Source organism: Paenibacillus sp. CECT 9249 (assembly GCF_918697855.1).
Classification (GTDB): domain Bacteria; phylum Bacillota; class Bacilli; order Paenibacillales; family Paenibacillaceae; genus MSJ-34.
In genome coordinates this window covers 1-22944 of the sequence record NZ_CAKKLI010000012.1, presented here as the reverse complement: position 1 = coordinate 22944, position 22944 = coordinate 1, and the positions used below count along the sequence as shown (strand labels likewise).

The window sequence follows — 22944 nt, the reverse complement described above, 5'->3', positions numbered from 1 at the left end:
CCGCCTTCCCCGTTTACTTGGCTGGGAGCAGCTTTGCCAACAATTTAGCGGCTTCATCCGAGGAATCTCCTTCGGACATCGCTCCCAAGATGCGGGAACGGGTCGCGTCGTCAACCGACTTCAAAATCGAAAGCGCTTTGTCTTGGCTAATCTTCGCCGTATCGAGCACCAACGTCGCCGCGCTTTTCGGCGTCATCGCCATAAACGTTTTGCTCAATTGATCGCTGTCCAGCGTATTGCTAGGCTTTTTCGCCTCCGCTTCGAGCCGGGAAATGCGGGATTGCAGCGCGGCAATCGCCATATTTTCCGCCGGTTCGACATCTTTCAAACGAATGGAGGCATCCGCAGCCACCTTCGGATTCATTTTCTCGAGCACTCTCACGCGATCGTCCGTCCGCATGGCATGCAGCACGAGAACCAGCTCGTCCATCGTCAAATTTTCCAATATCGGCGCAGCTTTGCTCGGCGAAATTTTCGCGTACATGCCTGCGAGAGCATTGATCTGCTCAACGTATTGTTCGTCCGTTTGCTTCTTCTGGTCGAACTGTTTTTCCAATGCGTCTATTTTCGTTTGCAATTCCGCTGCTTCCGATTCTTTGGTCGCGGTTGCCGCGATCGCCTGTTCCAGTTCTGCGTTTTTGGCGGCCAAAAGCTGCTTCAATTCCCTTACCGTCGCTTCCGTCGCCGCGGTTTGCATCTCGGATTCTTCCGTTCCTTTCGGATCTGCTTCTTGCGCCGGAGCGGGAACCCATTGATTCACGATCGGTATTTTGCTGGCAAACTCCAGCAGGTTATGGCGCAAAGGGTAATTAAACAAGGTCAATAGTACGACAAGCAATACGATCGTAAATATAATCGGCGTTATAAAAAACAAAAACCGTTCAAACCCGCCGAAGGAACTTTTCTCTACATCTGCCTCCGCCAATCTGATTCCTCCTTCCAAAAGCGCTGGGGCGACGCTTCTTCTTCCGCATACGTCATCGGTTCGTCAATGAAAAGCGGACGGTTGCGATTTCATCCAGTTCATGCTGCTCGACGCGAAGCATTTGGCCGCGAAATTGCTCTTGCGCTCTTTCCTTCGCCTTGAGCCATACCTTTTCGTCCAACATTTTTTCCGTTAAATGCTGCTGCTTCTTGGATACATTCGTACGAGCGGATTGAACCTCCTTGATCTTTTTCTCGATGCACAGGTTCAAATGACTTAAGTACTCCTGCATTTCCTGCAGCTTCACAACCGACGAGCTTTCCGCGGAAAGCCGCTGCACCGCCTCCAGCGTCCGGCTTTTCTCCGCTTCCAACCGGCGCAATCCTTGCTCTTCCGCCTCCAGCGCTCCTACGGCCGCCGACAACATCCATTCCGCTTGCGTCTTCTCGTTTCCTTTCAAATCCAATATTTTTTGGAAAGGATAATGAAACTTTATCAAATAGGATCAACTCCTTAATAACTGCGATCCGATGCGCGCGCTACCCGATGTTGTGGAACTCGGCGATAAGCCGCGCCTGCGTTTCCTCCAAGGTCGTCTTCTCGTCTATCCTCTGTTTCGTAAAATCCCATATTGCCTGTATGTACTGGAGCGACAGGTCGATCTCGGCGTTCGAACCTCGTTGATAAGCGCCGATATTGATCAAATCTTCCGAACTTTTATAAACGGCCATCAGCCGCTTTATATTCTCGGCAGCCTCGGTTTGTTCCCGGGAAACGATGTCTTTCATGACGCGGCTTACGCTCGCCATGACGTCGATCGCCGGAAAATGCCCTTTGTTCGCAATGCCCCGGTTCAGTACGATATGGCCGTCCAATATGCCGCGCACCGCGTCGGCAATCGGCTCGTTCATGTCATCCCCGTCGACGAGCACGGTATAAAACGCGGTGATCGAGCCTTTCGGTCCCGTTCCGGCCCGCTCCAACAGCTTCGGCAAACTGGCGAAGACGGACGGCGTATATCCTCTCGTAGCCGGCGGTTCGCCGATCGCAAGTCCTACTTCGCGCATCGCCATCGCATAGCGCGTAACCGAGTCCATCATCAACATGACGTTTAATCCGCGGTCCCGAAAATATTCGGCGATCGTCGTTGCGATTAGCGCCCCTTTGATCCGTATGAGCGCAGGCTGATCGGATGTCGCCACAACGACGACCGATCTTTCTAGTCCTTCAGGCCCAAGATCGCTTTCGATGAAATCGAGCACTTCTCTTCCGCGTTCTCCGATTAACGCAATGACATTGACGTCAGCCGACGTATTGCGAGCGACCATGCCAAGAAGCGTACTTTTTCCGACGCCGGATCCCGCGAAAATGCCTACCCTTTGTCCTTTCCCCATCGTAAGCAGGCCGTCGATCGCCCGTACGCCGGTTCCGAGCGGTTCGGCGACCCGAGGCCGCAACAACGGGTTCGAAGGAACGTTGAACGTCGAATAATGCGTCATCCGGCTCGGAATGAACGATCCGTCGAGCGGTTGCCCAAGGCCGTCCAACACTTTGCCAAGGAGTTCCGAACCGACTTGGACCGACAGCGGCTTGCCCGTTCCGACGACATCGCAGCCCGGGCCGATCGAGTGCAGCTCTCCAAGCGGCATAAGAATGACTTTGTTGTCCCGAAATCCGACGACTTCCGCTTTAAGCGGGGCCGAAGATTTCGTAGGATAGATATAGCATAAATCTCCTATGCTGGCATCCGGCCCTTCCGATTCGACCGTAAGTCCGATGACTTGCGTCACTTTTCCGTTGACGCGAATCGGATCCAGATGCTTCAAATGTTCTATGTAACGATCCGCCTTAAGCATTTTCATGGCCGGACATCCGCTCCTCATCATGCAAGGCGATTTGATAAAGTTCTTTCTTGATTTCCGTCAATTGCGTATCGATCGTTGCGTCGATGCTGCCGTAAGCGGAGCGAATCACGCAGCCGCGGTCTTTGACCGACGAATCCGGCAATATTTGCAGCTCCGCTTGCGAATCGATCGCAAGCGCTAGTTCGTCCCTCGCCGCTTGCACAAACGCAAAATGGGCGGGCGAAACGCATAACGTGATCACGCCTTGTTCCCTTTTGCGGGAAAGAGTTTTTTTGATCAGCTCGATCGCATATTCCGGTTCGATCGACAACTGCTTGTCGACGATTTTCTCGGCGATCGCGGCGCTTAGATCGACCAGAAACGGTTCCGCGTCTTGAATGATTTGCTCCTTGGCGCGGTAGGCCTGTTCGAGAATCGATCCAGCTTCGGCGATCATTTGCTCGGCCTTTTCCTTCATGGCCGCTTCGGCTTGCCGCAATCCGTCCTGATACCCTTGTTCGAACCCTTCCAGCTTATGCATTTCCATCCATTGTTCGTCTTCCTGCCTGCGCTGCTCCCACCATGCCTCGGCTTCGGCTTTCGCGGCCGCGACGATGCTTTCCGCCTCTTCGGCCGCTTCCCGCAACCTTTCGTCCGCCACGCTCGCCGCTTCCTCCAATATTTGTCTCCGCGTCAATTCATGTTCGTCATTTTCAGACAAAATTCCTTCTTCTTCATGGCCGTCCGAATGCTCTTCCGGCTCCGCGGATGCGGTTTGATGAACTCGTTCTAATAGTTTCAAATCTTCTACCGAAATATATTGAAAAGATTTAAGCAAATTAGACAATGATATCATCTCCTCCGCCGCGGGCGATGATGACCTCACCTGCTTCCTCCAACCTGCGGATCGTCGCTACGATGCGCGTTTGCGCTTCTTCCACGTCACGCAATCGAACGGGTCCCATATATTCCATCTCTTCCTTGAACGTTTCGGCCATCCGTTTCGACATATTGCGGAAAATGACGTCGCGCACTTCTTCGCTGGCCACCTTCAAAGCGAGCTGCAGATCGGAATTTTCGATATCGCGAATAATGCGTTGAATCGAACGGTTATCCACATTGACGATATCTTCGAATACAAACATCCGTTTCTTGATTTCTTCGGCGAGCTCCGGATCCTGGATTTCGAGAGAATCCAGAATGGTTCGTTCCGTACCGCGGTCAACGCCGTTCAAGATTTGAACGATCGATTCAATGCCGCCGGCATTCGTATAGTCTTGCGTCACCGTCGAAGACAGCTTCTGCTCGAGCACGCGCTCGACCTGGCTGATCACTTCCGGGGAAGTGCTGTCCATAATCGCGATGCGCCGCGCCACTTCCGCCTGCTTGTCCTGCGGCAAGGACGACAGGATGACCGCCGCCTGTTCGAACTGCAAGTACGACAACACGAGCGCGATGGTTTGCGCATTTTCGTTCTGCAAGAAGTTCAAAATTTGCGCCGGATCGGCTTTGCGCGCAAAATCGAATGGACGAACCTGCAATGTCGCCGTCAAGCGATTGATGACCTCCATCGCCTTTTGCGAGCCGAGCGCCTTCTCCAAAATTTCTTTGGCATACGTAATGCCGCCCTGCGATATATATTCCTGCGCCATGCAGATTTGATGAAACTCGGATAATATCGTTTCTTTTTCGGCGCTGTCCACTCTGCGAACGTTGGCAATTTCCAATGTCAATTGCTCGATTTCGTCTTCGCGCAAATGTTTAAAAATTTGCGAGGACACTTCGGGACCTAACGTAATTAATAAGATCGCCGCTTTTTGTCTGCCGGTCAAACTTTGTTGTTGAGACTGCAATTTGGCCATATGATTCACCTCGTTTCTTCAACGAGCCAGGTGCGTAGCAAATTGACGAACTCGTCCGGCTTTTTCTTTGCGAGCGTCTCCAATTGTTTGCGGACTTGGCTTTCGTTTGTCGTATTCTCAAGGTCAATCGAAGGAAACTCGACTTTTGCGGGCAGCGGAATTTCCTCTTCTTCCATCTCCTGCCGCTTGCGCCGGCGGCTAATCAGGACGGCTGTTCCCGCCAATAATGCGAGCGCCAGAACGCCTCCTCCGATCCACCATCCGGTTGCGATTCCGCCTGTTCCCGTCGTTTCGGCAGCTCCGCCAAAATTTTGCGCGACGACCGAAACTTTTTTGGCCAATTCCTCGTCTGTATATGTAACACCGGAATCTGCAAGCGATGCGCGTACATAATTGACGAGAACCGTCTCAATGGCCAGCTTTGTGCTTTCATCCAGGTTGGCGGGATTGCCGCCGGGCGGCTCGAATGCGACATTGATCGATAAATCTTTGACCGTATAGGGACTTGACACGATTTGATTCGTAATCCGATTCACTTCGTAATTAATCGTACTGGAGTTTTCCTCCGAGTTCGTCGTCCCGCTATTGTCGGCGCCGGGATAACCGGGAACTTCCTGTTGTCCCATTCCGGCAATTCCGCCGGCTTGCCCGTTCGTGCCGTTAAATGATTTTTGAATTTGCTGTACGCTAATTTCAATCCCTTTCGTATCGACGGTATTTACCGGTTCGACTAATCGTTCCTCCGAATTCTTTTTATCGAAATTAATGCTCGCCGCTACCAAGACGTCAATTTTGTCCGGGGATACCCAGCGGCCCAGAAATTGCTTGACGCTGTTGCGGATGTCGTTTTCGAATTTTTTGCGAAGTTTCATTTGTTCTTCGATTGCGCTCGACAACGTGCCTCTCATGCCGCCTTGCACGGATGAGATCAATTCGCCTTCTTCGCTCGTAATCGTAATATCTTCGAGCGCCAGCTTTGGAACCGCCGTCTTCACCAAATTGAAATAGGAATCGACGGCTTCTTGATTCGGCCGGTAGCCCGGCTTGAATTTGAGCGATACCGACGCCAATGCTTTTTCATTTTCTTCCAAGCCGGCAAATACGCTTTCTTTCGGCAACGTCACGACGACTTTCGAATCGCTGACGCCTTGCATTCGATTCAAGAGCTGCTGTATCTCGCCATTCAACGCGTTGTTGTACTTCACGTCGAATTCGCGGTCTGTCGTTCCGAAGGTGGAGCTTTCACTAAAGGCTCCGAATCCGAGGGAACCGTTTTGAATGATCCCTTGGGAACCGATATCGACCCGCACTTTCGCGGCTTGCGCGCTCGGCACGGAGATCGATTTGCCGTCCGCCCCCAGCTTATAGCTGATGTTGTTCGCGTCCAGCTGGCTCATAATCGCCGCCGCATCCACTGCGTTCAAGTCTTGAAAGGCGACTTCGTATTCGGTTTTTGTAAATTGATATGTAAGTAAAACGATAACGATAAGGACAATGCCTAAAATGGATAAAAGTGCGATTTTTTGCGTTTTACCGAAGTGATTCCAGTATTGAGTGGCCCTTTCCCGAAATTGGCCGATTTTTTCATTCAACAGTGTCACCCCACCCGAACTTTGCTATGTAAATCTTTGAGATAAAGTAGTTCGATTACAACTGAATTCGCATGATTTCCTGGTAGGCCTCGATCACTTTATTCCGGATTTGCGACGTTAGCTGAAGGCTGAGCAACGCTTGTTCGGACGTAATCAAGAGTTCGTCGACATTCACTTCCCCAAGCAGAAATTTGTCGTTCATGGCATGAACCGTTTGTTCCTGGGCTTCCACTTGATCGATTGCGTTTTTCAAATATTCGCCGAATTGTTTCGTCGCTTGCGCAGGAGTTCGGTCCGCTTGCGCCGCTCCAACCGTCTTCTGCTGGCTTCCGATCGAATTAAACATCACGTTATGTATCATTATGTACCCCTCCAAACGGTATTAAGATGAGACAGTTTAGACTATCTGCCGATCTCCAAAGCTTTCATAATCATCCCTTTCGACGCGTTCAATGCCGTAACGTTCGCCTCATACGAACGTGTCGCCATGATCATGTCTACCATTTCCTTCAACATATCGACGTTCGGCATCAGCACATAGCCGTTCTCGTCCGCATCCGGATGCGTCGGGTTGTATACTTGCCTGAACTGACTCCGGTCTTCTTCAATTTTCGTAATCTTAACGCCTCTGCCGGCATTCGGCTCTCCCGCCGCTCCTCCGATTTTGGATTGCAGCATTTGGTCGAAGTTGTTTTGGTAAGGCTCCATAACAACCATCTTGCGTCTGTACGGTACGAATTTACCATTCACGAGTTGCGCTCGGGTCGTTTCCGCATTGGCGATGTTGGACGAGATGACATCCATGCGTAATCTTTGGGCCGATAATGCAGAAGAACTTATTTGGAAACTGTTGCTAATTTTCAACTTTATCTTCTCCCTTCGATTGCAGTTCGCATCATTCGAATTTCATGATTCACTTGTTGGATCATCGTATTGTACCGCAACTGGTTTTCCGCAAGCAACGACATTTCTCGATCAATATCGACATTGTTCATATTATTATTCATGTTCGTCAGTTGCTCCGTATGAATTTGCGCCTGCGGTACGGATGCCGCTGTTCCTATCGGAATATGACGCGGGTCCGTTCTTCGCCCTTCCAAGCTAGGCATTTGGCCGTTCAATTGATTTTGCAGCAACGTTTCGAACGCGACTTCAGACCTTTTAAAATAGGGCGTATCTTCATTGGCGATATTGTTGGCGGTTACTTGATGGCGAAGCGTTGCGGCGTCGATCGCGCCTAGCAGCCGGTTAAAGCTCGCACCGTCTAGCAATTTCACAAATCTCCCACCTTCCATGAGGTAATTTAATACTTTGTTAATTCAACAATAGTTCTGTAATTCCTTCTTTATTCGACATAATCACAAAAAAACATCCCGAATTATCGGTTTCTTGCACGAATTAAGTCCTAAACTAATATTTAAATAGTTTGCACATTTTCACAATAAGCAAAAAGCCCTATCTTTTGACAAAAGGTAGGACTTGTCGAATGCTTTTCATTATTTTCAATCACTTTCATTATTTTTTGAATCGTTGCGGCAATTGCTCGTTTAATATTTTGATGTACGTTCCTTTCATCCCCAGCGAACGCGTCTCAACGACGCCGGCGCTTTCAAGCTTGCGCAACGCGTTGACAACGACCGAGCGAGTGATTCCCGCTTTGTCGGCGATTTTCGATGCGACCAGCAATCCTTCGTTGCCGCCCATTTCTTCGAAAATTTGCTCCACCGCCTCAAGCTCGCTGAAAGAAAGCGAGTTGACGGCGACGAGAACCGCCGTTTTGCTGCGAATTTCCGTTTCCTTTTCTTCGGCCCGCATCCGCAAAATTTCCATGGCGACAATGGTCGAGCCGTATTCCGCCAAAATGAAATCGTCGTCGGCAAACGGCTTCTCCCCGCGCGACAAAACGAGCGTTCCGATCCGCTCTCCGCCGCCGATAATCGGCACGACGGCCGCGATCCGGCGGCCGACCGCCTCCGCGATCTGTGCGGCGGCGGTATGGTAAAGCCGTTCCGCATCCGAATTGGACGCCGTTTCCCGGATATGCAGAAGCAAATGATTATGCTCTTCTCCAAAATATAGCCGATCCGGCTCGGAATGCGGCAGCATATCCCGATTCGCGGCATCCGTCAAAGCGAAGCCAAGCACTTTGCCTCTACGGCTGACGACGAATACGTCCGCGCCGATCGTATCGCGCAATACATCCGCCATTTCCTGAAAATTGACGGCTTTGCCCGCCGCCTGCTGAAGCAGCCTGTTTAAACTGCGCGTTTTGGAAAGCAATGTCATTTTGCTTTGCCTCCCTGCATCGATAATTACTTTATAAAATATATTGGCTTAAATCGCGGTTTTGCGCAATATTGCCCAGCTTCTCCCTTACATATTCCGGAGTGATCACCATATGCGACAACGTCAATTCAGGCGCTTCGAACGATAGATCCTCCAACAATTTTTCAAGAATCGTATGCAGTCTGCGCGCTCCGATATTTTCGGTATTTTGATTGACCGTGGCGGCAATATTGGCGATTTCGCGAATCGCTTCCGCGGAGAATTCGATTTCGATATCTTCGGTTTTGAGCAATTCGACATATTGTTTGGTCAACGCATTTTCCGGTTCCGTCAGGATCGAAACGAAATCGTCCATGCTCAAGCTGTTCAGCTCCACCCGGATCGGAAAACGACCCTGCAATTCGGGAATTAAATCCGACGGCTTGGCGATATGAAACGCTCCGGCGGCGATGAACAAAATATAGTCCGTTTTGACCGGCCCATATTTGGTCATGATGGTCGAACCTTCCACGATCGGCAAAATATCGCGTTGGACCCCTTCGCGCGATACGTCGGGACCGGAGCCGCTCCGCGAATTGCTCGCGATTTTATCGATTTCGTCGATAAAAATGATTCCGGACTGCTCGGCCCGTTGGATCGATTCTTGGATGCAATCGTCCATATCGATCAATTTATTGGCTTCCTCCTGGGTAAGCACTTTTCTCGCTTCCCTGATCGCCAGTTTGCGTTTTTTGGTCCGTTTCGGCATCAAGCTGCCCAGCATTTCCTGCATGTTCATGCCCATCTGGTCGTTGCCTTGTCCGGCCAGCATATCGAACATCGTAGGCGCCGTATCTTCGACGTCGATCTCGATCGCGTCGTCCTCCAGTTTGCCCGCAAGCAAGTTGAATCGGACTTGGCGGCGGCGTTCGGCCACACTCGGATCGTTCTCCTGCTCTTCTTGAGGCTGTTGCGCATTGGCATTGTTGCCGAACAGCATCTCGAACGGGTTGCGTTGATTTTTGTTTTTGGCCCCGGAAGGAACCAAAATGTGAACGATCCGCTCGTTGGCGAGTTCCTCAGCTTTATCTTTCACTTTTTCCGTTCTTTCCAGCTTGACCATACGGATCGACGTTTCGATCAAGTCGCGCACCATCGATTCCACATCGCGACCGACGTAACCGACCTCCGTAAATTTCGTCGCTTCCACTTTCACGAACGGGGCGCCGACGAGCTTCGCCAAACGGCGTGCAATTTCCGTTTTGCCTACCCCGGTCGGTCCGATCATCAAGATGTTCTTCGGCACAATTTCCTCTCGCATCGACTCATCCAGCAAACTGCGGCGGTAGCGGTTGCGCAATGCGACCGCCACCGATTTTTTGGCCGTCTTTTGCCCGATAATGTACTTATCCAATTCCGATACAATTTGACGAGGCGTTAACGTCTGGTTTCTCAATGTTCATCCCTCCGTTATACTTCTTCGACGATGATATTGCCGTTCGTATATACGCATATTTCGGACGCGATTTGCAGCGAAGCTTCCGCCATCTCCTTCGCTTCCATTCCGGCCGAATGCCGTTTCAAAGCGCGGGCGGCGGATAGGGCGTAAGGACCGCCCGAACCGATCGCGATGACGCCGTCGTCGGGCTCGATCACTTCGCCGTTGCCGGACAAGAGCAGCATTCCCGTCTGATCCATAACGATCATCATCGCCTCCAGCTTGCGCAGCACCCGGTCCGAACGCCAATCTTTGGCCAATTCGACAGCCGCTCTTTGCAAATTGCCGTGATGTTCTTCCAATTTCGCTTCGAATTTCTCGAATAAAGTAATGGCATCCGCAACGGAGCCCGCGAAACCGGCCACGACTTGCCCGCGGTACAATCTGCGGACTTTCTTGGCATGCTGTTTCATCACCATCGCATTGCCGAACGTCACCTGGCCGTCGCCCGCGATCGCTCCTTTGCCGTTATGGCGCACCGCGCATATCGTCGTTGCGTGAAACGTCGTTTCCATCCTAACTCCCCCTAACGTATAACGTTCTCAATCCTCAATCATTCCCGAATCGGCAAATGAAAAAAACAGCCGCAAAAAAGCTGCTTCTTCCATCCGCACGCTCGGGTCGTCATCCTTGTTCCACCGAAACGGCGCTGTTATAGTTTAATGCATGCCGCGTCGCGAAATGACGCAACGTTTCCAGCGCACGATGTGCTATTTTCTCGTTTTTTTCCTTTTTGTTGCGGATCCGCTCGCCAAGCGGCGGGAACAAACCGAAATTGGCATTCATCGGTTGAAAATTCCGGAAATCCGTCGTCGTAATATATTCGGCCATGCTGCCTAACGCCGTTTCTTGAGGCAGGGTCAAGCACGCTTGCCCTTTCGCGAGACGGGCGGCGTTCAAACCTGCGATTAAACCGGACGCCGCCGATTCGACGTATCCTTCGACTCCGGTCATTTGTCCGGCAAAGAAAAGCGTGTCGCGGCCGCGGAATTGGTACGTCGGACGCATCAGTTTGGGCGAATTGATAAAGGTGTTGCGATGCATAACGCCGTAACGAACGAATTCCGCATTTTCAAGCCCCGGGATCATGGAGAATACCCGCTTCTGCTCTCCCCATTTCAAATGGGTCTGAAAGCCTACCATATTGTATAATGTGCCCGCCGCGTTATCTTGGCGCAGCTGCACGACCGCGTAAGGAAGCTCTCCCGTATGCGGGTTGACGAGGCCGACCGGTTTCATCGGACCGAATAAAGCCGTCTGTTTCCCGCGCTGCATCATTACTTCGATCGGCATGCATCCTTCGAAGTAAATTTCTTTTTCAAATTCCTTCAGAGCCGCCGTTTCCGCCGTTATGAGCGCTTCATAAAACGCGTTGAACTCTTCCTCGTTCATCGGGCAGTTTAAATAAGCCGCTTCCCCTTTGTCGTAACGGGAGGCCAAATACACTTTGTTCATATCGATCGAATCTTTCTCGACGATCGGCGCCGCCGCATCGTAAAAATAAAAATATTCCTCGCCCATCAGCTGCTTGATCCGTTCCGACAGGGCGGGCGAAGTGAGCGGGCCCGTCGCCACGACGACGACGCCTTCCTGCGGCAATTCCGTCAGTTCCTCGTTGCGAACTTCGATGAGCGGATGCTCCCTGAGCGTCCGCGTCACATCCTCGGAAAAACCGTCCCGGTCGACGGCAAGCGCGCCCCCCGCCGGAACGGCGTTCCGGTCGGCGCTGTTCAAGATGAGCGAATTCAATATGCGCATCTCTTCTTTCAACACGCCGACCGCATTCGTCAAGCCGTTGGCCCGCAAACTGTTGCTGCATACGAGCTCGGCGAATTTATCCGTATGATGAGCGGGCGTTTGCCGGACGGGACGCATTTCATATAATACGACGGGGACGCCGTAGGAAGCGATTTGCCAAGCGGCTTCGCTGCCGGCGAGGCCCGCCCCGATTACCGTTACTTTCATGTTGTCTGTCACCGTAGTCCCCCCCCCCTTAAAGTTTAGCGAAGCTTGATTGCTTTCGCGGCTTTGGCCATCCGCGCTGCGGACGATAAGCCGCTTCTATAGTAGTACGCAGGAAAACCGGTTCGGTAGCATTCTATTGCTGGTCTTCCGCCAACTCCTCGGAATGGCCGCATTGCGTGCATTGATGCTTCGTTCCTTGCTTGCTTCGTTTCTCTACCATTAAGCCGCCGCAGTTCGGGCACGGTTTCGCCACCGGCTTATCCCACGAGACGAAATCGCATTCCGGATAGCGGGAGCAGCCGTAGAAAATCCGCCCTTTCTTGCTTCGCCGTTCGACGACGACACCGGTATGGCATGTCGGGCAAGTGACTCCCGTATCTTTGACGATCGGCTTCGTATTCCGGCAGTCCGGGAAGCCAGAGCAAGCGAGAAATTTGCCGAAGCGCCCCATTTTATATACAAAATGCCTGCCGCATTTCTCGCATATTTCGTCCGATACTTCATCCTCGATTTCAATTTCCTTCATTTCTTCTTCCGCCACTTCGAGACGTTTCTCAAACGAATCGTAAAATTGGCTCAGCACCTTGACCCAATCGCCTTCGCCTTCTTCCACGTGATCCAAGTCTTCTTCCATATGCGCCGTAAACTCGACGTCCAATATTTCCGGGAAAAACTGCTCCATTTGTTGAATGACCAGTTCCCCCAATTCGGTCGGGACGAATTTTTTGTCTTCCACCGCAACGTACCCGCGCTTTTGAATCGTCTCCAGCGTCGGCGCATAGGTGCTTGGACGCCCGATCCCGAGTTCCTCCAGCGTTCGGACGAGGCGCGCTTCCGTATAGCGCGGCGGCGGCTGCGTGAAATGCTGCTTCGGTTCGATTTGTTTGGAAGCGACCTTATCGCCCTTCGCAAGCGGCGGGAGCAGCTTATCGTCATCGGTCGTGCCGTCGTCGTTGCCCTCGATATAGACTGTCATAAACCCTTTGAAACGGACTTTCGAACCGACCGCGCGAAATCCGGCGCGTCCGGCGGCAATATCCACCGTGAGCGTATCAAGCAAAGCGGAAGCCATTTGACTGGCGACGAACCGTTCCCAAATGAGCTTATACAAGCGGTACTGGTCTCTGCTCATGTACTCTTTAATCTCATCCGGCACGCGCAGTACGGACGTCGGACGTATCGCTTCATGCGCATCTTGCGCGTTCGCGCCTTTCTTGGAGTATTGCCTTGGCGTTTCGGGCGCGTACTCCGCTCCGAACTTATCGACGATATATTGTTTCGCTTCTTCTTGCGCCGTCGCGGCGATCCGCGTCGAATCGGTACGCATATACGTGATTAAACCGACGGTGCCCTCCTTGCCCAGGTCGACGCCCTCATACAATTGCTGCGCGACCGACATCGTTTTAGCGGCGCGGAAATTCAACTTGCGGGCCGCTTCCTGCTGCAGCGAGCTGGTAATAAACGGCGGCGAAGGATGGCGCTGCCGTTCCCGTTCTTTCACCTCGCCGACCGTAAAGGTTTGTTTATCGATCGCGGCAAGCACCTGCTGCACGTCGGACTCGCTCTTCAGCTCCTTCTTCTCGCCGTCGAGCGTATGGAATTTGGCTTCGAATTCGGATTTGCCGATCGAGAGCAGCGCAGTGATCGACCAATATTCTTCCGGCACGAAAGCGTCGATCTCATGTTCGCGGTCAAGTATGATCTTCACGGCAACCGATTGCACCCGTCCCGCCGATAAACCCTTTTTCACCTTTTTCCAGAGCAGCGGACTGATCTTGTAGCCGACGAGACGATCCAGAATGCGGCGGGCTTGCTGCGCTTTGACAAGATCCATATTAATTTTGCGCGGCGACTTGAAGGCGTCCTTCACCGCTTGCTTCGTAATTTCGTTAAAGACGACGCGGCAGTTGTCCGATTCGTTCAAATCGAGCACATGCGCCAAATGCCATGCGATCGCTTCTCCTTCGCGATCCGGGTCGGCTGCGAGATAAACCTTTTTTACTTTTTTGCTCGCGTCTTTCAATTCTTTCAAGACCGAACCCTTGCCGCGGATTGTAATATATTTCGGATTAAAATCGTTTTCGACTTCTACGCCGATCTGGCTTTTCGGCAAATCGCGGACATGACCCATTGACGCTTTCACGATATATTTGCTGCCTAAATATTTGCCGATCGTTTTCGCTTTCGCGGGTGATTCCACAATGACGAGTGAATCCGCCATAGGTTCATCCTCCTCTCCGTTCGTTCCTAAACTGTATTTTAAATGATTATATACGTAGAACCTGGAAGTTGTTCAATCTGTTTTTTTATTGTTAAAGATAACAGAACTGAATGCAAATGTCCAAATTCGCATTTGCTTTTGGCGAGCAATTCGTTAAACGTGACCGGTTTCTCCGCGATCAGACGGTAAATTTCGTCTTCTTCGGGCGTCCGTTGCTGAGATGCCGAAGATTTAATATTGTATGTATGCCGCAGCAAACCGAACCATGATTCGTACTCTTCGAGTATATCCTCCATAACAGTCGTAAGTTTGGCTTCGCCTTTCTTGAGCAAATTAAGCGTGCCTTGGCTCTTCGGCGAGCGGATCGGGCCCGGTATGGCAAATACGTCGCGGTTCATGTTCACGGCGTACCCGGCCGTAATGAGCGACCCGCTGTCCTCATCCGCCTCGACGACGACCGTGCCAAGCGTCAGCCCGGCGATGATCCGGTTGCGTCTGGGAAATAATCCTGGCCGCGCCTGCGTTTGCATGGGATATTCGGAGAGAACCAATCCGTCCCGGCATATTTGTTCATACAGCGAACGATTCTCGCGCGGATAAACGACGTCGATGCCCGAACCTAGCACCGCTATCGTTTTCCCTTGGGCGCTCAACGCTCCCTCGTGGCAGCGCGTATCGATGCCGCGCGCCATGCCGCTAACGACGACTACTCCGGCCTTAGCCAGATCGGAAGCAAAAGAAAGCGCAACATTTTTGCCGTAGGCGGTGGGAACGCGCGTGCCGACCATCGCGATAAGCGGCTGCCGCCGCGACAGGCCGATATCCCCTCTGTAATACAGCACCCATGGCGGGGCCGGGGTCTCTCTGAGCAATGGCGGGTACTCCTCGTCCCAAATCGTAACAAATCCGATCCCCTTCCGATCGTATTGCTCCATCCGCGATTCGATCCAGGAAGGCGTCAATTGCCGCACAATGAAGTCCGCCCGGTCCGTTCTTACGCTGAAGCGCTCCAAATCTTGCCGGCTCGCGCCAAACAACGTCTGCATGCCTTGAGGCCGATTCACGATATGTTTTATCGTATCCCAGCCGATCCCTTCCATTTCATGCAATCCGAATAATACGAGACGATCGTCCATTTGAAAAACTCCTCTCTTATTTTGCGTTACTCTTATTAAGAATGCAAGTCCATCTTGAAAAGGATTTCACATTTTAAGATAAAAAAAGCAACCTTTCATCTCCGGCGGAGGAAATGAAAGGTTGCTTACCTTTACGATGATGCAACGTTATGGAAACGAAGACGGGATAATCCCGCTTCATTATAATATATGTTCATAAAAGAGGCTTTTTGAATAACCTCTAAGAAGATTATTGTTTAACGGTGATGCATTTGTCAAGCAGTCCGCGTTCTTCCAGGACGCTAACGAGTGTAGAGCCCATTTCGGAAGGCGTCGGAGCCACTTTAATGCCGCAAGATTCCAGCTTCGCGATTTTCTCGGCCGCCGTACCTTTGCCGCCGGAAATGATCGCGCCCGCATGGCCCATTCGTTTGCCCGGAGGCGCCGTCACCCCGCCGATAAAGCCTACAACCGGCTTTTTCATATTCGCTTGGATCCATTCCGCCGCTTCTTCTTCCGCGGTTCCGCCGATTTCGCCGATCATAATGACAGCTTCCGTATCCGGATCCTCGTTAAACAACTGCAAAATATCGATGAACTCCGATCCTTTGACCGGGTCTCCGCCGATGCCGACGGCCGAAGATTGGCCGATGCCGCGGGTTGTCAGCTGATGCACCGCTTCGTACGTCAACGTTCCGCTGCGGGATACGACGCCGACGCGGCCCGGCGTATGGATATACCCCGGCATAATGCCGATTTTGCATTGTCCCGGCGTAATGACGCCCGGGCAGTTCGGTCCGATAAGGCGAGTTTTCTTGCCTTCCATGTAGCGCGCCACGTTCACCATATCCAATACCGGAATGCCTTCGGTGATACAAATGACCAAATCCAATTCCGCATCGACGGCTTCCATAATCGCATCGGCCGCGAATGCCGGCGGTACGTAAATAACGCTTGCCGTAGCGCCCGTTTCCTTCACCGCTTCGGCGACCGTGTTGAAGATCGGCAAGGAAACGACCGTGCCGTTGTCCAATGTAATATCGACATTCGTTCCGCCTTTGCCCGGCTTCGTGCCGCCGACCATTTGCGTTCCGTATTCGAGCGCGCCCTTCGCGTGGAACAAACCGGTAGCGCCCAATATGTTCTGGGTGATCACTTTCGTATTTTTATCGATTAAAATACTCATTGGTTCACACATCCTTCAATTTTTCTGATCGAGGTTGAACTTACTTGACTAATCCGATTATTTTACAAGCTCAACGATTTTTTGCGCTCCGTCCGCCATCGAATCGGCGGCAACGATATTCAAGCCGGATTCCGACAAAATTTTCTTGCCGATTTCGACATTCGTTCCTTCCAGACGCACGACTAACGGACGGTCGAGCCCGACTTGTTTCGCCGCTTCGACAACGCCGTTCGCAATAACGTCGCAGCGCATAATGCCGCCGAAAATGTTAACGAAAATTCCTTTTACCTTCTCGTCGGACAATATGATTTTGAACGCCTCGGTAACTTTCTCCGTCGTCGCGCCGCCTCCTACGTCCAGGAAGTTTGCCGGATCGCCGCCGTAATATTTAATAATGTCCATCGTAGCCATCGCCAGACCGGCGCCATTTACCATACAACCGATATTTCCGTCCAGGGCGATGTAGCTCAAATCGAACTTGGAAGCTTCGATTTCCTTCTCGTCCTCTTCGTCCAAGTCGCGCAGCGCCTGAATGTCTTTATGGCGGTACAACGCGTTGGAATCGAAGTTCAACTTCGCGTCAAGCGCCATGACATTGCCGTCGCCCGTCACAACAAGCGGATTGATCTCTGCGATGGAGCAGTCTTTATCGACAAACGCCGTATATAAAGCCATCATGAACTGAACTGCTTTATTGACAAGTTCGTCCGGGATGCGAATCGCATATGCCAGCTTGCGCGCTTGGAACATTTGCAAGCCGACGGCCGGATCGATCACTTCTTTGAAAATTTTCTCAGGGGAATGCGCGGCCACTTCCTCGATTTCCGTGCCGCCCTCTTCCGAAGCCATCATGACGACGCGGCCCGTTCCGCGGTCTACCACGACGCCAACATAATATTCTTTTTTAATGTCGCAGCCTTGCTCGATCAGAAGCCGTTTCACTTCTTTGCCTTCCGGACCGGTCTGATGCGTCACCAATACTTTGCCGAGAATTTGCTCCGCATACGTCCGTACTTCGTCCAAGCCTTTCGCGACTTTTACGCCGCCGGCCTTACCGCGTCCCCCCGCATGGATTTGCGCTTTAACGACGACGACAGGCGTGCCGAGCTGTTTCGCCGCTTCCACCGCTTCGTCAACGGTAAATGCGACCTTCCCTTCCGGAACGGCGACTCCATACTGTTTCAGGACTTCTTTTCCTTGATACTCATGGATATTCATTGTGGAATCCTCCTATCAAAATATGCAAATCATAAACCGTCGTTCAATTTGGCAGATAATACAAGCCCACATAATTGTATCACATTGTAAAAACGCTTTCCTCACATTTTAAAGTCCCAATACAAATTTTTTTGATATTATTATCATCTGTTTTTGCGATCATTTGGGTTTTTATGGTTTGAACAATGTTGACAGCGCTTGTTTTTCCGAATAAAATGGTGTCAAACCCGGGCCGCCGACAACGTGAATTTATACATTGATCGGTTCGAAAATGTAACAAAAAGTTCAAAAACAGGATATAAGGAAGCACCTTTATCCTCGAAACGTTCCGCCATGGCGGCTATTTATTTTCGAGAGAGAGGTGCTTTTTCTTATGTACGGGAAACTGATCAGCGCATGCGTACTGGGTGTCGAAGGGCGCATCGTGCAAGTAGAGGTCGACATCAGCAACGGCTTGCCGCAAACGTCCATTATCGGCCTGGGAGATTTGGCGATCCGGGAATCGATGGAACGGGTGCGCGCGGCGGTCAAAAATTGCGGCTTTACTTTTCCGCTTGCCCGAATTACCGTCAACTTGGCCCCCGCCGATTTGCGCAAGGAAGGTTCGGCTTTCGATTTGGCGATTGCCATCGCCATTTTGACGACCAGCGGCCAACTTGCGCTGCGGGAAGCGAAACGCCTGCTCGTTATCGGCGAATTGGCGCTCAGCGGCGAAGTACGCCCCGTGTCCGGCGTGCTCGCAATGGTCGATCATGCGAAACAGAACGGATACACGAATGTGCTGCTGCCGCACGCGAACGCCGCCGAAGCTTCCATGATCCAAGGGATGAACGTATTCGCGCTTCGGCATTTGCGCGAATTGAGCGATGCGGCGGAGCGCGGCGAACCGGACCGGGGGCTGGAGCGGTTGCGATTTGCCGCGCCGGCCGCCCATTCGTCCGACACCGGGCAAGAGTATGCGGTGGATTATGAGGATGTGATCGGACAATGCCAAGCGAAAAGAGCGCTCACGATCGCAGCTGCGGGTCTGCATAACGTGCTGCTGATCGGGGCGCCGGGAACGGGAAAGACAATGCTGATGCGCCGTCTGCCGACGATTTTGCCTCCGCTCGGCAACGAAGAAGCGATGGAAGTCACGAAAATTTACAGCGTGTCCGGCAAACTGGCCGGACCGTTCGAAGGTCTCCTCCGCCAGCGCCCGTTCCGCTCGCCGCATCACACCGTCTCGGCGGGCGGCTTGATCGGCGGCGGCTCGATTCCGAAGCCCGGCGAAGTGAGCCTGGCGCATAAGGGGATTTTATTTTTGGACGAGCTGCCGGAATTTACGCGCAACGTGCTTGAAGTGCTCCGCCAGCCGATCGAAGACCGGGAAGTGACGATCGGGCGCGCCCGCGCGGTGTTTCGGTTTCCGGCTCATTTCATGCTGGCGGCGTCGATGAATCCGTGTCAGTGCGGATTTCTGGGGGCGGAGACGCCCGAACGGCGATGCACCTGCAGTTCCGCCAAAATCGCCGCATACCGGTCCCGCATTTCCGGACCGCTGCTGGACCGGATCGATTTGCAAGTCGAGGTGTCGCGCGAACGAGCGCCTGAAAGCGAAGCAGCCCCGCTCTCCTCCGCGGAAATGCGGCGGAAGGTGCTGGAAGCGCATGAAATTCAGCGCGATCGTTACCGCAGTTTGCCGATTGATTGGAACAGCGAATTGAGCGGAGCATTGTTGCGCAAATTTGTATCGATCCATCGGGATGCCAACGATATGCTGAAGCAAACATACAATACGCTGGGGCTCAGCATGCGCGCTCACGACCGAATTTTGAAGCTTGCCCGCACGATCGCAGATTTGGAGCAATCCGAACGCATCGATATCGCCCATATTGCCGAAGCGATTCAATACCGCCAACTCGATCGCGTCGCCACGAACGAGGGCACGGAGGGCTTGCTCGGATAGGATTCGGGCGGCAGGTAAAAATTGCGACCGGAGTACGTTCGGGGGTTCCGGCTTCTTTCCTTTTCGCCTTTTGTCGGAATCCCGCTCGTTCAGGCGAGGCACATCGGGACTCCTATAGAAGAGAACACTGTCAAATCTCCGTTTCGGCACTAGCGTTGCATTAAATCCTCTAGCTGGGATGCGGTACCATGGAAATATAACGGATTTCCGAGGTCTTATTTTTTGAATTCCAGTCGAATATTTGGAATTAACGGATTTTCGAACCGTTAACATGTCGCGATCAACTGAGAATCCTTGGTTTTGTGAAGTTTCGACAAAAATAGAGCCCTCAAAATCCGCTAACTCCGCCAAAATTGCGTTATTGGATCAAATAAGGCCTCCAAAATCCGTTAACCTTGTTCATCCCTATCGCAATCATCGGCTTGAAACGCAGTAAAACATTCGGTGCAACGCTAGTGCCGTTTCGGGGTTCCGGCTTCTCTTCTTTTTTCGCCTTTTGTCGGAATCCCGTTCGTTCAGGCGGGACACCTCTCGCGATGCCTTATATGGCTATGGCATCTGTATCGAAGACCTCTAGTGCAGTAAAAGGGACGGCGACTGCGGGAGATATTAGCGGTAACGGATCCGAATCCATTGGCCGAACCGGCTCCCTGAATGAAGGGGATTCCGACAGAAGAAAGGAAAACAATCGTATCCTTGTCCTGTTTTCACAATAATTGTCGGGTCTAGATCGGAGAGCGCAAAGTCAAATCTCCGTTTTCTGAGATACCGGCTTCTCTTGTCTTTCTCCTTTTGTCGGAATCCCGCTCGCTCAGACGGGACACCTCTCGCGATGCCTTATAAAGCATCTGTATCTACGACCTCTAGTGTAGTAAAAGGGACGGCGACTGCAGGAGACATAAGCGCTAACGGATCCGAATCCATTGGCCGAACCGGCTCCCTGAATGAAGGGGATTTCGACAGAAGAAAGGAAAAACGATCGTATCCTTCCCCCATGACAATCCTTCAACCAGCTTACAAAGCGTTCTGTTCGAGAACGTCCTAACTCGGCATGCGCCGGAAATTCAAAAAGCCGCCTGGCTGGCAGCTTCTTCTCTCCGTCATTTATATTTCTTCCAGTCCGTGTCGCTATGTTCAAGCAAATAGGAAAAATCGTTCTCCCGGCGTTTCTGCTCGGCTTTGCGCGCTTCCTCCTCTTTTTTCAGTTCAGCCTCCTTTTGCATCCGCTGCTCGGCTTTTAGTTCTTCCGACTGCTGCTTCAGCTTATGCAGCACCTCGCTGCTCAAAAGATCTTTAAGGGTGGCCGGTTTATCCGCCGCCTGCGGCTTGACGGCCGCTTCCTGTTTTCTTTTTTTGGCCATAAAATCAACTCCGTTTCCCCCACATTATAGCAGTTTTTCGCGCTTAGAGGTTATTGGATTCGCCATTTCGAATTAGAGGCGACATGCGGACGACGGAAATTTATCAGTTGTATTGCAGTTAAAACGCGTTCGGCCAATGGACGATTTCTTTAACGGAACCGCCTGGCTGAAACAATACGGTGACGACGTCGAAGCGAACGGTTCGTTCCGTTTGCCGCTCCCGGTACAAATACACTTCGGCCGTTGCGCGAACCTGCCTCTGCTTGCGTTCGGTGACGGATTCCGCGGCTGTTCCGAAGCGCGTAACGCCGCTGCGGCTTCGCACCTCGACGAAAACTAGCGCGTTTCCGTCCAGAACGATCAAATCGATCTCGCCGCTGCGGCAGCGCCAATTGCGGCGAACGATGCGATATCCTTTTTCCGTTAAGTATTGTTCCGCCAATCTTTCCGCGGCAAGTCCCAGTTCCTTTTTATTCATCCGCCGTCATCCCTCTCGCCCGCCGGTCCGATCGGTAAATGAAGGTGAGAATCTCCGCAACGAGCTGGTATAATTCAGGCGGAATTTGTTGATCGAGATCGATTTTGGAGAGTACTTCGACGAGCGAAGCGTCTTCCTGGATCGGCACGCCGCTCTCCTTCGCTTTGTCCAGAATCGCTTGGGCGACAAGCCCTCTCCCTTTGGCCACGACCGTCGGGGCTTCGCCCTTCTCCGGTTCGTACTTCAGCGCGACTGCTTTTCGCCGGTAGTTCGTTTTCTCTTCGCCCGTTCGGTTGAGCCGGTTCATACGCGGACATCCACCCCTTTATAAGAAGGCGGACTGTATGCGGCCGCCTTGGACTGCAGGACGAACGGCGGATCGGCAGCTTGCGCCTCTTCCGCATGCGGAGTGTGCGGAATTGGAGCCGTTGCGAGCGAGAGCAGCTGGTAACCGGCGCCTTCAAGCGATTGGGCCATTTCCAACCGATGCTCTTCCACCAATGGTCCGAGCCACGGGTTGTCGTTATGCAGTTTCAGGCTGACGATTTTGTCGACGACATGCACGTCGGCGATCGTTCTGCCTAGCGTATGCATGTCCAAATCGAACCAGAGTCGGCAGTTATTCGCGTCCAGTTCGCCGCGCTTGCTTGTGCGCGCTTGAATATGTACGGTTGCCGTTTGCCCGCCATCGGCGTCCTGAAACGGGATGAACAAGCTGACATGCGCAAAATGAGCGGCTCGGTCGCCTGTCATCAGCAACTGCTGGCCGGTAATCTGTTGGACGATTTGCTGTGCCGTTTCCCTTAACGCCGGGGGCGCATCCTCCGCTTGCGCCAGTTGCAGCAGCACGCTCTTCAGCGAATCATGAATGGCGGCGCCGCTTGTGGCGGTGGGCATAGCATTGATGTTCGGAAGAGGCGTTTGCGTCTGCACGTCCGCCTTGAACGGCTCAGCGGCGGACTCGCGCGCCGCCGCGGCGGCAGGCGTATGGGACATCGCCTGCGGCTGCGGCTGAATCGACGGTTCCGATGCGGAGCCGTCGATCTGTTTCCACGCGAGCTGCTCATGCTCGACGCCGAGCAGCTTCAACATGCGCCCGATCCATGGCGAAGCCTGATCGGGCTGCGCGGCGGCGGTATTCGTCGCCGCCGCAGCTTGCGGCGCCGGTGCGGGCGCCGCCTGTTGCTCCGCAGCCGCTGCCGGCGGCTGCGGCGATACCGGCTGCTGCGCTGCGCGCGCAGCAGCATCAGGCGCGGCGGCCATGCCGGCCGCGCCCCCGGGCGCTCCCCCGCGTGCGGGGAGCGCCGTTTCGGCCGCGTGCGGCAGCGCCGCGGCCAGCTCTTGCAACGCCGCAGCAGCCTGCGCCAGCAGCTGCGGCGTTGCCGTGGCGCGCGCGCCGGCGGCCGTGACGGCCGGCGCGTTCGCGCCCTGGGCCGCACCTGCGCCTGCGGCGAGCGGTGCGGCTT

21 protein-coding genes and 1 pseudogene are annotated in these 22944 nt (G+C 52.9%); 1 reads left to right on the top strand and 21 read right to left on the bottom strand.

Features of this window, described 5'->3' with window-relative positions; genetic code table 11:
• Positions 1-13: 13 nt before the first annotated feature.
• The 17 genes from LQ229_RS11355 to sucC all read right to left on the bottom strand — a co-directional run bounded on the left by LQ229_RS11355 (position 14) and on the right by sucC (position 17691).
• A complete protein-coding gene (locus tag LQ229_RS11355) occupies positions 14-925 on the bottom strand; it encodes a primosomal protein (RefSeq protein WP_230191767.1) in 912 nt (303 codons plus the stop codon).
• A gap of 52 nt (positions 926-977) precedes the next feature.
• On the bottom strand, positions 978-1421 hold the full coding sequence (fliJ, locus tag LQ229_RS11350) for a flagellar export protein FliJ (protein WP_216537591.1): 444 nt from the start codon (positions 1419-1421) through the stop codon (positions 978-980).
• Between the two features lie 43 nt (positions 1422-1464).
• Positions 1465-2787 carry a flagellar protein export ATPase FliI gene (gene fliI / locus LQ229_RS11345; protein WP_216537508.1) on the bottom strand — a complete coding sequence of 441 codons (1323 nt, stop codon included), beginning with the start codon at positions 2785-2787 and terminating at the stop codon, positions 1465-1467.
• Positions 2774-3616, bottom strand: coding sequence for a FliH/SctL family protein (locus LQ229_RS11340; RefSeq protein ID WP_230191766.1), 843 nt, complete (start codon positions 3614-3616; stop codon positions 2774-2776). Before LQ229_RS11340 ends, fliI begins: the two co-directional genes overlap by 14 nt.
• A complete protein-coding gene (gene fliG, locus LQ229_RS11335) occupies positions 3609-4631 on the bottom strand; it encodes a flagellar motor switch protein FliG (protein ID WP_216537506.1) in 1023 nt (340 codons plus the stop codon). The genes LQ229_RS11340 and fliG overlap by 8 nt, the downstream gene beginning before the upstream one ends.
• Before the next feature lie 5 nt (positions 4632-4636).
• Positions 4637-6223 carry a flagellar basal-body MS-ring/collar protein FliF gene (fliF, locus tag LQ229_RS11330; protein ID WP_216537505.1) on the bottom strand — a complete coding sequence of 529 codons (1587 nt, stop codon included), beginning with the start codon at positions 6221-6223 and terminating at the stop codon, positions 4637-4639.
• 55 nt (positions 6224-6278) lie between these two features.
• On the bottom strand, positions 6279-6584 hold the full coding sequence (gene fliE / locus LQ229_RS11325; RefSeq protein ID WP_216537504.1) for a flagellar hook-basal body complex protein FliE: 306 nt from the start codon (positions 6582-6584) through the stop codon (positions 6279-6281).
• Between the two features lie 41 nt (positions 6585-6625).
• A complete protein-coding gene (gene flgC / locus LQ229_RS11320) occupies positions 6626-7087 on the bottom strand; it encodes a flagellar basal body rod protein FlgC (protein WP_216537503.1) in 462 nt (153 codons plus the stop codon).
• 2 nt (positions 7088-7089) lie between these two features.
• Positions 7090-7500: a flagellar basal body rod protein FlgB gene (gene flgB, locus LQ229_RS11315; RefSeq protein ID WP_216537502.1), complete on the bottom strand. Its 411-nt coding sequence runs from the start codon at positions 7498-7500 to the stop codon at positions 7090-7092.
• Between the two features lie 238 nt (positions 7501-7738).
• Positions 7739-8509 carry a GTP-sensing pleiotropic transcriptional regulator CodY gene (gene codY / locus LQ229_RS11310; protein ID WP_216537501.1) on the bottom strand — a complete coding sequence of 257 codons (771 nt, stop codon included), beginning with the start codon at positions 8507-8509 and terminating at the stop codon, positions 7739-7741.
• A 31-nt stretch (positions 8510-8540) separates the two neighbouring features.
• Positions 8541-9944, bottom strand: a complete 1404-nt coding sequence (hslU, locus tag LQ229_RS11305; protein ID WP_230191765.1) for an ATP-dependent protease ATPase subunit HslU — start codon at positions 9942-9944, stop codon at positions 8541-8543.
• Between the two features lie 14 nt (positions 9945-9958).
• Positions 9959-10501 carry an ATP-dependent protease subunit HslV gene (gene hslV / locus LQ229_RS11300; protein WP_216537499.1) on the bottom strand — a complete coding sequence of 181 codons (543 nt, stop codon included), beginning with the start codon at positions 10499-10501 and terminating at the stop codon, positions 9959-9961.
• A 109-nt stretch (positions 10502-10610) separates the two neighbouring features.
• On the bottom strand, positions 10611-11963 hold the full coding sequence (gene trmFO, locus LQ229_RS11295) for an FADH(2)-oxidizing methylenetetrahydrofolate--tRNA-(uracil(54)-C(5))-methyltransferase TrmFO (RefSeq protein WP_230191764.1): 1353 nt from the start codon (positions 11961-11963) through the stop codon (positions 10611-10613).
• Between the two features lie 121 nt (positions 11964-12084).
• Positions 12085-14172, bottom strand: coding sequence for a type I DNA topoisomerase (gene topA / locus LQ229_RS11290; protein ID WP_230191763.1), 2088 nt, complete (start codon positions 14170-14172; stop codon positions 12085-12087).
• A gap of 38 nt (positions 14173-14210) precedes the next feature.
• On the bottom strand, positions 14211-15308 hold the full coding sequence (dprA, locus tag LQ229_RS11285; protein ID WP_230191762.1) for a DNA-processing protein DprA: 1098 nt from the start codon (positions 15306-15308) through the stop codon (positions 14211-14213).
• Positions 15309-15537: 229 nt separating this feature from the next.
• Positions 15538-16473: a succinate--CoA ligase subunit alpha gene (gene sucD / locus LQ229_RS11280; protein WP_216537495.1), complete on the bottom strand. Its 936-nt coding sequence runs from the start codon at positions 16471-16473 to the stop codon at positions 15538-15540.
• A gap of 57 nt (positions 16474-16530) precedes the next feature.
• Complete coding sequence (gene sucC, locus LQ229_RS11275) at positions 16531-17691, bottom strand: ADP-forming succinate--CoA ligase subunit beta (protein WP_216537494.1); 1161 nt, start codon at positions 17689-17691, stop codon at positions 16531-16533.
• Between the two features lie 373 nt (positions 17692-18064).
• Between sucC and LQ229_RS11270 the strand changes: the two genes are divergently transcribed.
• Positions 18065-19639, top strand: a complete 1575-nt coding sequence (locus tag LQ229_RS11270) for a YifB family Mg chelatase-like AAA ATPase (protein WP_230191761.1) — start codon at positions 18065-18067, stop codon at positions 19637-19639.
• 1100 nt (positions 19640-20739) lie between these two features.
• Here LQ229_RS11270 and LQ229_RS11265 read toward each other — a convergent pair.
• The 4 genes and pseudogenes from LQ229_RS11265 to LQ229_RS11250 all read right to left on the bottom strand — a co-directional run.
• Positions 20740-21000, bottom strand: coding sequence for a YqkE family protein (locus LQ229_RS11265; RefSeq protein ID WP_216537492.1), 261 nt, complete (start codon positions 20998-21000; stop codon positions 20740-20742).
• A 118-nt stretch (positions 21001-21118) separates the two neighbouring features.
• Entirely contained in the window at positions 21119-21478 is a 360-nt protein-coding gene (locus LQ229_RS11260) for a YraN family protein (protein WP_216537491.1), read from the bottom strand.
• On the bottom strand, positions 21471-21785 hold the full coding sequence (locus tag LQ229_RS11255) for an EscU/YscU/HrcU family type III secretion system export apparatus switch protein (protein WP_230191760.1): 315 nt from the start codon (positions 21783-21785) through the stop codon (positions 21471-21473). Before LQ229_RS11255 ends, LQ229_RS11260 begins: the two co-directional genes overlap by 8 nt.
• Positions 21782-22944: pseudogene (locus LQ229_RS11250) on the bottom strand (DNA ligase); the annotation flags it as partial. The gene LQ229_RS11255 and the pseudogene LQ229_RS11250, both read right to left, overlap by 4 nt.